A 9,078-nucleotide genomic window follows, 5' to 3' on the forward strand; every position below is an offset into this window, starting at 1 on the left:
CCCGTTCCGCCGTTTGCCGCTCCTTCCCTTGGACGGGGCACGATAGGAACGCGCCCAGCGACAGGGCCACCAGTCCGGCAAGCAGGAACCGGGTTCGCATGATCGGACACTCCGCATGCGCGCACAGCCTTGCGCGGGAGCGGATCCAATCACCGTAAGGAGGGCGCCGTCTGTGCCCTGCCTCTCACCTCACCCCGGTTTCGTCCAGCGGGCCGCCGCCGCGTCGTCGGAGTCCTTGGCCTCCACCCAGCGCTCGCCCTCCGGGGTGGCCTCCATCTTCCAGAAAGGCGCCCTGGTCTTCAGCCAGTCGATCAGGAAATGGCAGCTTTCGAAGGCCGCCTCGCGGTGGGCGCTGGCGGTGGCGACCAGCACGATCCGGTCGCCCGGCTCCAGCCGCCCATAGCGGTGGATGATCAGAGCGTCGTCCAGCGGCCAGCGCGCCCGCGCCTCCGCCTCGATCGCCTCCAACTGCCGCTCGGTCATGCCGGGATAATGCTCCAGCGTCATGGCGCTGACGGACTCGCCGCCGGCCATGTCGCGCACCAGCCCGACAAACAGGGTCACCCCGCCGATGCCCGTCTTGCCGCCGGTCATCGCGGCCAGTTCCGCCCCGACGTCGAAATCCTCGCCCTGCACCTTCACCGTCACGGCAAAGTTTCCTTCCTCAGCCGCCGGTCACGGGCGGGAACAGGGCCACCTCGTCGCCGGCGCCGACCGGGTGGTCGTAGGGCACATGCTCCTGGTTCACCGCGACCTTGACCACCGTGCTGTTGGCGAGCGCGTCGGCGTGCTTCGGGCTGCGGGTCTTCAGCCACTCCACCAGGGCGCCGACGTCCCGGACCTCCGCCGGCAGGTCCACCGTCTCGGTCGCCACGCCGATCTTGGTGCGCAGCCAGGCGAAATAGAGGATCTTCATCACCGAACCTCACTGAAAGGCAGGAAATCCACGATCATTCCCGGCTCGACGCGGGTGATCTCTTCCGGCAGTTCGACGAGCCCGTCGGACTCGACCATCGACGACAGGATGCCCGCCCCGTCGCGCGGGTGCTTGACCGCGGTCAAAACCCCGTCGGCGGCGCGGGCGAGCGTGGCCCGCACATACTCGCGCCGCCCCGCCTTCTTCTTGTAGGTAAAGCCCGCGCGCAGCGGGAACAAGGCGGGCACCTCGTCGGCCGCCCCCATCAGGCGCAACAGAATCGGGCGGGCGATGCGCAGGAAGGTGACCATCACCGCCACCGGGTTGCCCGGCAGGCCGACGAAGACCGCGCTCTTGGCCGTGCCCAGCGCCACCGGGCGTCCCGGCTTGATCGCCAGCCGCCAAAAATGCAGCCCGCCGAGAGCCTCCACCGCCGCCTTGACGTGGTCCTCCTCCCCGGTGGACATGCCGCCGGAGGTGATGAGGACGTCGTGCGTCCCCGCCGCGGCCTCCAACGCGCCGCGAACAGCGTCGAGGCGGTCGGGCAGGATGCCGAGGTCAGTCACGCGGCAACCGAGCTGGCGCAGGGCGGCGATCAGGGCGAAGCGGTTGGCGTCGTAGATGCAGCCCGGCTCAAGCGGCACGCCCGGCTCCCGCACCTCGTCGCCGGTGGAGAAGACGGCGACGCGCAAGGCGGTGCGCACCGTCACCTCCTGCCGTCCCAGCGAGGCGAGCAGGCCGATGTCCTCCGCCCGCAGCCGGCGGCCGGCGGTCAGGACGGTGCTGCCCTGCGTCATATCCTCCCCGGCGCGGCGGCGGTTGGCGCCGCGGCGGATGCCGGGGGGAATGGCGACGGAGCCCTCCTCCGCCTTGCAGTCCTCCTGCATCAGCACGGTGTCGAAGCCCTCGGGCATCGGCGCACCGGTGAAGATGCGCACCGCCTCGCCGCGCCGTCCCGGACGATTCAGCGCATGGCCGGCGGCGACGCGCGCCGTAACCGGCAACAACGTGGCCGCGTCGGGCGTCAGGTCGTCGAAGAAGACGGCGTAACCGTCCACCGCCGAATTGTCGTGGGGCGGCACATTGAACGGAGCGACGACATCCTCGGCCAGCACATGGCCCAGCGCATCGGCAAGGCCGATCCTATGGGCCTCCGTGACGGGGTGGAGGCGGCCGGAAAGAAGCGCCAGCGCCCGGTCCACCGCCATCATCTCTCCGCCGAAGGCGAAGCAATCGTCGCTAAGCTGAGCCATCGCCCCACTCCACCCCGCACACCGCCGACCGATGACCTTATGTCGGACCAACCTGCTTCAGGCCATCCGCCGTCTCAGACAGCCTGCCCCGTCGCCCTGCACCGGTCCAGCGCGCAACGCTCGATGATGAAGGACGCGATGGCCTCCTCGTCGTTCAGGTCGAAGACGGGCACCCCGGCGTCCGGCACCGGCCCGTCGCTGGCGATCGCGACGATGCTCGGATCGTCGCGCGCGATCAGCGACTTGCCCACCGAGGCGCGCCACACCTCGATCTTCTCATGCGGCTCGCGCTTGAAGCCTTCGATCAGCAGCAGATCAACCGGCGACAGCTTCGGCAGAAGTTCCGCCAGGGACAACTCCGGCTCGTCGTCCCGGATCTCGTGCATCAGCGCCCAGCGGCGGGGCGAACTGACCAGCACCTCGGTGGCGCCGGCCTCGCGGTGGTTGTGGCTGTCCTTGCCGCGATGATCGATGTCGAAGCCCTTGTGCGCGTGCTTCATGGTCGAAACGGTCAGGCCACGCCGGATCAGCGCCGGGATCAGACGAACGATCAGCGTCGTCTTGCCGCTGCCGCTCCACCCCGTCAGGCCGAACATCTTCATGGAAGCCTCTATCCTCCGCCTTGCCGCCCATCGCTGCGCGGGCGTTCCCCGGTCACATAGCAGAAACACACGGGCATGCGAACGGACAAACCGGATTTGTGGTCCGCTCTGCCGCCAGCCGGAAAGCCGTTTGCGAAAAAAAGCGACTCGGCTCCGAAACACGGCTCAGCCCGGCGTGCGGGCCGGGTTGCCCGGGGCGCCCTTCCGGGGCTTGGCCGGTTGGTGGGCCATCATGTGCTTCAGCCCGGCGCGCATGTAATCCCACCCGGTGACGAAGGTGAGGATCGCCGCCGCCCACAGGCCCAGCGTGCCGATCAGCGTGACCGGAATGTGGGTTGGGCCGTAGTCGCCGACGATCAGAAAGCCGATCGCCACCATCTGGATCGTCGTCTTCCACTTGGCCATCCAGGTGACCGGCACCCCGACGTTCAGCCCGGCCAGATACTCGCGCAGGCCGGACACCAGGACCTCGCGCAGCAGGATGACCACGGCGGCCAGCACCGACAGCCCGGACAGCCGGGCGAAGGCGACCAGCATGATCAGCGTCGCGGCGACCAGCAGCTTGTCCGCGATGGGGTCGAGGAACTTGCCAATGACGCTTTCCTGCTCCCAGGCGCGGGCCAGATAGCCGTCGAACCAGTCGGTGATGCAGGCCGCGGCGAACAGGGCGCAGGCTGTATAGGCGGCCCACGCCTCCGGTACATAGAACAACCCGACCACGACGGGAATCACCGCGATGCGCGACAGGGTGAGCAGGTTCGGCAGGCTGGTCAGCATCGGTCGCAACTCTGGAATCGGGGGAAACGCGCGGCGGGCGGCGTCATTCTAACCGTCTGAATGGAAATGATCGTATATCTTTTTCGCCACTGTCTTGCTGATCCCTTCGACCGACTCCAAATCCGCCAGTCCGGCGCGGGAGACGGCAACGGCGCTCCCGAAATGGTGCAGCAGGGCCTTCTTGCGGCTGGGTCCGATTCCGGGAATCTCGTCGATCATCGATTTGCCCAACGCCTTGGTGCGCTTCGCCCGATGGGTGCCGATGGCGAAGCGGTGCGCCTCGTCCCGCAGCCGTTGCAGGAAATAGAGCACCGGGTCGCGCATTTCCAGCTGGAACGGCGCGCGGTCCGGCATGAAGAAGCGCTCACGCCCGGCGTCGCGGTCCGGCCCCTTGGCGATGCCGACCAGCGTCACGTCGTCGATCCCCAGATCAGCCAGCACGCCCAGCGCCATGTTGAGCTGCCCGATGCCGCCGTCGATCAGCACCAGATCGGGCCAGGTGCCCTGCGTCCGCTCCGGGTCCTCCTTGATCGCCCGGCCGAAGCGGCGGGCCATGACCTCACGCATCATCGCGAAGTCGTCGCCGGCGGCGCCCTCGGTCTTGATGTTGAACTTGCGATAGGCGTTCTTGATGAAGCCATCCGGCCCGGCGACGATCATGGCGCCGATGGCGTGGGCGCCCTGGACGTGCGAGTTGTCGTAGACCTCGATGCGTTGCGGCGGGCCGTCCAGCCCGAACACCGTCGCCACCCCGTCGAGCAGCCGCGCCTGGGATGAGCTTTCGGCCAGCCGACGCCCATGGGCCTCCCGCGCGTTGGTCAGGGCGTGCTCGACGATGCGGCGCTTGTCGCCCCGCTTCGGCGCGGCCAGTTCCACCCGATGGCCGGCGCGCAGCGCCAGGGCTTCGGTCAGCAGTTCCTGCTCCGGCAGGTCGTGGCTGACCAGGACAAGGCCGGGGGCGGCCTTGTTCTCGTAGAACTGGGCGATGAAGGCGGCCAACACCTCCGGGGTCTCGGCGGTCTTGTCGTGGCTGGGGAAATAGGCCCGGTTGCCGTAGTTGCGCCCGCCGCGGAAGAAGAAGACCTGCACGCAGGTCATCCCGCCCTCGGCGTAGGCGGCGATCACGTCGGCGTCCTCGATCACCCCTTCGATGTTGATGTCCTGGTGCGCCTGCACCGCGGTCAACGCCCGGATACGGTCGCGGTAGCGGGCGGCGGTCTCGTAGTCGAGATTCTCCGCCGCCTCGGTCATCTTGGCGACGAACTCCGTCTGGATGTCCCGGCTCTTGCCGGACAGGAAGGCGCGGGCCTGATCGACCTGCGCCTGATACTCCGCCGGGCTGACCCGTTCCACGCAGGGCGCGGTGCAGCGCTTGATCTGGTACTGCAGGCAGGGCCGGGTGCGCGCGGCGAACACCGTGTCGGCGCAGTTGCGCAGCAGGAAGGCGCGCTGGAGCGCCGTGATCGTCCGGTTGACCGCCCCCGCCGAGGCGAAGGGACCGAAATAGTCGGCGTCGCGCGACCGCGCCCCCCGGTGCTTGGTCAGCTGCGGATAGTCGTGGTCCTTGGTGATCATGATGTGCGGGAAGGTCTTGTCGTCCCGCAGCAGCACGTTGTAGCGCGGCATCAGCCGCTTGATCAGGTTCGATTCGAGGAGCAGCGCCTCGACCTCGGTGTGGGTCGTGACGAACTCCATGGTCTCCGTCTCCGACACCATGCGCTGCAGCCGCACGGGCAGGCGGTTGACCTGGGTGTAGTTGAACACCCGCCGCTTCAGGTTCTTGGCCTTGCCGACATAGAGCACGGCTCCGTCGCCCGCCAGCATGCGATAGACGCCGGGCGTCTGCGGCAGGGTTTTCAGGTGGTCGCGGATCACCTCTGCCCCCCGGGCGAGATCGGCGGGGCGCCGTCGCGGGCGTGGCGTCTTGTCCACGCTTTGGGGATCCGCGTCTGAAGCGTCGGCACCCAAAAGATCGGCGCCTTCCGTCTCCGGGAGGATGAGGTCCGTGGGGGTGTCTGCGGTGTCGGCCATGTCTCGAATGTCGTCGGATCCTGGGAGGGGGTCAACCACCCCCCGTCCTGAATGGTTAAGACGAACGACTCACCCCTTGGGTGGGCATCCGTCAGGATATCCACGACTCATGTGGATAAGTATGTCGATAACCCAAGAGTTACCCCAGCGGACCCATGATAACCCAAGGGATTCCAAGGCTATGCACAAAAATTGAGCACTCCTTGTAAGCTACTGTTTTTATTGGGGGCACCCCAAGTCAAGTCGGCACTTTGGCGCTGCGTCGCTATTTTTCCGAATCGCGCGAACAGCCCCTTGCGCCGATGAAGCCGGATGTGTACAACGCGCGGTCGTCATGCCGGGGGGCCCGATCGACCATGGGGTTGTTCGCTTGACGGCCAGACGGATCCTGGCCGAACCGCCTATTCCGTCGGCACGAATCCCAAGGACGGCTGCGCCCATCCCAAATGCTCGCCGCCGTCGAGCGCGACCATTTGCCCGGTGACCGACGGCGCGTCCATGAGGAAACGCAAAGCCGCGCAAATCTCTTCCGGCGAGGGGCCGCGTCTCAGCGGAGTCGCGTCGCGTTGCGCGGCGAACTCCTCGTCCGTCTGCCGGACATTCTTCAACGTCGGGCCTGGTCCGATCGCGTTGACCCGGATGCGCGGGGCGAGTGCCATGGCGAGTGTCTGGGTCAACGTCCACAGGCCGGCCTTCGACAAGGTGTAGGAGATGAAGTGCGGAGTGAGGTTCCACACCCGCTGATCGATCATGTTGACGATCAGTCCCTCGGCGTCGCCCGGCACCTGAGCCGCGAAGGCTTGGCTCAACACGAAGGGGGCGCGAAGATTAGCCTCCATGTGGCGGTCCCAGGACTCGCGGGTCACGTCCTCCACCTCGTCCCGCTCGAAGCGGGAAGCGTTGTTGACCAGCAGTGACAAAGTGCCCAGCCGCTCGACGGCTTCAGGCACCAACGCCTGCGCATCCATCTCACGCTCCAGGTCGGCTTGGAGCGCGACGGCGACGCCGCCCTGCCCGACAATCTGCGTCACCACCGCGTCGGCCTCATTGCGGGAATGCCCGAAATGGACTCCCACCCGCCAGCCACGCACCGCGAGGTCGAGCGCGATGGCGCGTCCGATCCGCTTTCCCGCCCCGGTGACCAGGGCCGCTTTCCTCTTGATCTCCACCATGCCGCCATAGGTACCCTGCCACCCGTTCCGGTCAAGAGGGTTCCCTTCGGTCAATGACCGGATCGGTGAAAGACGCGCGGAGCGGGACGCGGCCATGCTGAGAGAAGCCTTCGAGTATCTGACCACGCCTTGCCCGCCTCTGGCCCGCCGTTACGGCTATCTGGCGGAAGCGGTTGCCCTCGGCGCGCGCCACCGGCGCCAGCGGCGGGCCTGGGCTCCCCACGTCGATGCCTGCCGCCGCTTCGTCCAGGAAGCTGCGGAGAGGGCACCGCGAGGCGGGCGGGCGCTGGTGGCGGGGTCCGGCTTGCTGATCGAGGTTCCGCTGCCGCTGCTGGCCGAGCGATTCGGCGAGGTGGTGCTGGTCGACATGGTTCACACACACACCGCTCGCCTGCAGGCGCGGCGCCATCCCAACGTCCGACTGCTCACTCTCGACGTCACCGGCGCGCTGGCGCCGCTGGATACCGCTCTCTCCGATGGTTCCCCGCTTCCCCTACCCTCACCGCCGAACCTGCCGGGGGAGCGGTTCGCCTTTGCCCTGTCCTGCAATCTCCTGTCACAGCTCCCGCTTCTGCCCTTGGACGCTATCGACCGCAAGGCACCGAACACGCCGGAGGCGGAGCGGGACCGCTTCGCCCGAACCCTGGCGCAGACTCATCGCTCCTGGCTTTCCCGCATCGCCGAACAGGCCACGCTCTTCACCGATACGGAAAGTCTCTGGATGGAGAGTGGCGCCGTTCAGGAGCGCGAGACTTCGCTCTGGGGGCTCGATCTTCCCTCTCCCGACCGCGCCTGGGATTGGGACATTGCCCCGGCCCCGGAGGAAAACCGCTGGCGCAGCCTGCGTCACCGGGTCGGCGCATGGTTCAATCTCGCAACCCCAACTGAGCCCTGACGGTGTGACAGGCGTCGCTTCCCGCCGTGAATTCCCGGCACACCAAGGGGCGGTGCTCATAGACGCTGCAAAAGACGGACTCGCCGAGGGTTCCCATCAGTGCGGCGCAGCGGTTGCCATTGCACCGCATGCGCCCGTCCTCCTTCAAGTGCTCCATGATCCCGTCGCCGTCCCAATCGCCGATGAAGGTGGGCCACTCCCAGGAGTAGGCGCAACAGGCCCCGCAGCTTTCGCAATCCGGTACGCCATCCTCGGTCAGCATAGCATTTTCCTGTTCTTCCTCGTCCGCCTCCCCCACTCCCCGCCCGTCTGTCCCCTCCCCCGCGGAGCGGGGGAGGGTTAGGGAGGGGGCCCGTGGCGGACCCCAGACACAACGAAAAGCCGGCGCTTCCCGCAGGGAAAAGCGCCGGCCTTGCCGTTCATGAAGCCGATTGTCAAGTGTGCTTGAAGCCTGCTGCGTCCGCGTCCGTTTTGGTTTGGCGTGTGCCGTGGTGACCTGGCGGCGACCTACTCTCCCACGTCTTAAGACGCAGTACCATCGGCGCTGAGGCGTTTCACGGCCGAGTTCGGAATGGGATCGGGTGTTGGGAGCCTCGCCATGACCACCAGGTCACCAAGGCACACGCGAACCATCCGGACAGGGACGGCAGAGGGTTTCGTTTGAGCGAGGACGTTTGCTCTTGTTCTTTGCGGTGTTGGCTCGTGCGCCCAGGGCTTGCCGCTGCGCGCGGGCTACCGACTGGGAAGGATCAAGCCGATCGAGCGATTAGTAAGGCTCAGCTTCAGGCGTTGCCGCCCGTCCACATGCCTCCTATCGACGTGATGGTCTGTCACGGCTCTCAAGGGAGTTCTGGTTTTGAGGTGGGTTTCCCGCTTAGATGCTTTCAGCGGTTATCCCGTCCATACTTAGCTACCCGGCCATGCCACTGGCGTGACAACCGGTGCACCAGAGGTATGTCCATCCCGGTCCTCTCGTACTAGGGACAGATCCTCGCAAAACTCCGACACCCACGGCAGATAGGGACCGAACTGTCTCACGACGTTCTAAACCCAGCTCACGTACCACTTTAATCGGCGAACAGCCGAACCCTTGGGACCTGCTCCAGCCCCAGGATGTGATGAGCCGACATCGAGGTGCCAAACGACTCCGTCGATATGGACTCTTGGGAGTCATCAGCCTGTTATCCCCGGCGTACCTTTTATCCGTTGAGCGATGGCCCGTCCACATGGAACCACCGGATCACTATGGCCGACTTTCGTCTCTGCTCGACTTGTCTGTCTTGCAGTCAGGCGGGCTTATGCCATTGCACTCGTCGAGCGATTTCCGACCGCTCTGAGCCCACCATCGCGCGCCTCCGTTACACTTTGGGAGGCGACCGCCCCAGTCAAACTACCCGCCATGCAGGGTCCCGGCTCCGGATCGACGGAGCGC

Annotated in this window: 9 protein-coding genes and 2 rRNA genes (1 of these 11 running past the window's edge); 1 reads left to right on the plus strand and 10 read right to left on the minus strand. The window is 66.6% G+C overall.

Translation table 11 applies throughout. The features are described from left to right. Positions 1–189: 189 nt before the first annotated feature. The 7 genes from AMK58_RS07950 to AMK58_RS07980 form a co-directional block, all read right to left on the minus strand. A complete protein-coding gene (locus AMK58_RS07950; protein ID WP_035673913.1) occupies positions 190–648 on the minus strand; it encodes a molybdenum cofactor biosynthesis protein MoaE in 459 nt (152 codons plus the stop codon). A 16-nt stretch (positions 649–664) separates the two neighbouring features. After that, complete coding sequence (gene moaD, locus AMK58_RS07955; protein WP_035673916.1) at positions 665–916, minus strand: molybdopterin converting factor subunit 1; 252 nt, start codon at positions 914–916, stop codon at positions 665–667. Then, positions 916–2,169 carry a molybdopterin molybdotransferase MoeA gene (gene moeA, locus AMK58_RS07960; protein WP_035673918.1) on the minus strand — a complete coding sequence of 418 codons (1,254 nt, stop codon included), beginning with the start codon at positions 2,167–2,169 and terminating at the stop codon, positions 916–918. Before moeA ends, moaD begins: the two co-directional genes overlap by 1 nt. 74 nt (positions 2,170–2,243) lie before the next feature. Then, positions 2,244–2,771 carry a molybdopterin-guanine dinucleotide biosynthesis protein B gene (mobB, locus tag AMK58_RS07965; protein WP_035673920.1) on the minus strand — a complete coding sequence of 176 codons (528 nt, stop codon included), beginning with the start codon at positions 2,769–2,771 and terminating at the stop codon, positions 2,244–2,246. A gap of 165 nt (positions 2,772–2,936) precedes the next feature. Continuing rightward, positions 2,937–3,548: a CDP-diacylglycerol--glycerol-3-phosphate 3-phosphatidyltransferase gene (pgsA, locus tag AMK58_RS07970; RefSeq protein WP_051140242.1), complete on the minus strand. Its 612-nt coding sequence runs from the start codon at positions 3,546–3,548 to the stop codon at positions 2,937–2,939. Between the two features lie 48 nt (positions 3,549–3,596). Then, a complete protein-coding gene (uvrC, locus tag AMK58_RS07975; RefSeq protein ID WP_035673923.1) occupies positions 3,597–5,579 on the minus strand; it encodes an excinuclease ABC subunit UvrC in 1,983 nt (660 codons plus the stop codon). 401 nt (positions 5,580–5,980) lie between these two features. Then, positions 5,981–6,751, minus strand: coding sequence for an SDR family oxidoreductase (locus tag AMK58_RS07980; RefSeq protein ID WP_035673926.1), 771 nt, complete (start codon positions 6,749–6,751; stop codon positions 5,981–5,983). Between the two features lie 94 nt (positions 6,752–6,845). Between AMK58_RS07980 and AMK58_RS07985 the strand changes: the two genes are divergently transcribed. Then, entirely contained in the window at positions 6,846–7,646 is an 801-nt protein-coding gene (locus AMK58_RS07985) for a hypothetical protein (protein ID WP_035673929.1), read from the plus strand. Here the strand turns inward: AMK58_RS07985 and AMK58_RS07990 are convergent. The 3 genes from AMK58_RS07990 to AMK58_RS08000 all read right to left on the minus strand — a co-directional run. Further along, positions 7,618–7,908: a YkgJ family cysteine cluster protein gene (locus tag AMK58_RS07990; protein WP_035673931.1), complete on the minus strand. Its 291-nt coding sequence runs from the start codon at positions 7,906–7,908 to the stop codon at positions 7,618–7,620. The two genes, AMK58_RS07985 and AMK58_RS07990, sit on opposite strands and share 29 nt — an antisense overlap. 232 nt (positions 7,909–8,140) lie before the next feature. Further along, positions 8,141–8,256, minus strand: a 5S ribosomal RNA gene (gene rrf / locus AMK58_RS07995). Between the two features lie 135 nt (positions 8,257–8,391). Further along, a 23S ribosomal RNA gene (locus AMK58_RS08000) occupies positions 8,392–9,078 on the minus strand; it runs 2,060 nt beyond the window's last position.

This window comes from Azospirillum brasilense, from assembly GCF_001315015.1.
Lineage (GTDB): Bacteria > Pseudomonadota > Alphaproteobacteria > Azospirillales > Azospirillaceae > Azospirillum > Azospirillum brasilense.

What these genes read in the sequence shown, in the direction of transcription:
- mobB (WP_035673920.1), bottom strand. Translation starts at nt 2,771, where the DNA reads ATGAAGATGTTCGGCCTGACGGGGTGGAGCGGCAGCGGCAAGACGACG.
- AMK58_RS07985 (WP_035673929.1), top strand. Translation starts at nt 6,846, where the DNA reads ATGCTGAGAGAAGCCTTCGAGTATCTGACCACGCCTTGCCCGCCTCTG.
- moeA (WP_035673918.1), bottom strand. Translation starts at nt 2,169, where the DNA reads ATGGCTCAGCTTAGCGACGATTGCTTCGCCTTCGGCGGAGAGATGATG.
- pgsA (WP_051140242.1), bottom strand. Translation starts at nt 3,548, where the DNA reads ATGCTGACCAGCCTGCCGAACCTGCTCACCCTGTCGCGCATCGCGGTG.
- uvrC (WP_035673923.1), bottom strand. Translation starts at nt 5,579, where the DNA reads ATGGCCGACACCGCAGACACCCCCACGGACCTCATCCTCCCGGAGACG.
- AMK58_RS07990 (WP_035673931.1), bottom strand. Translation starts at nt 7,908, where the DNA reads ATGCTGACCGAGGATGGCGTACCGGATTGCGAAAGCTGCGGGGCCTGT.
- moaD (WP_035673916.1), bottom strand. Translation starts at nt 916, where the DNA reads ATGAAGATCCTCTATTTCGCCTGGCTGCGCACCAAGATCGGCGTGGCG.
- AMK58_RS07980 (WP_035673926.1), bottom strand. Translation starts at nt 6,751, where the DNA reads ATGGTGGAGATCAAGAGGAAAGCGGCCCTGGTCACCGGGGCGGGAAAG.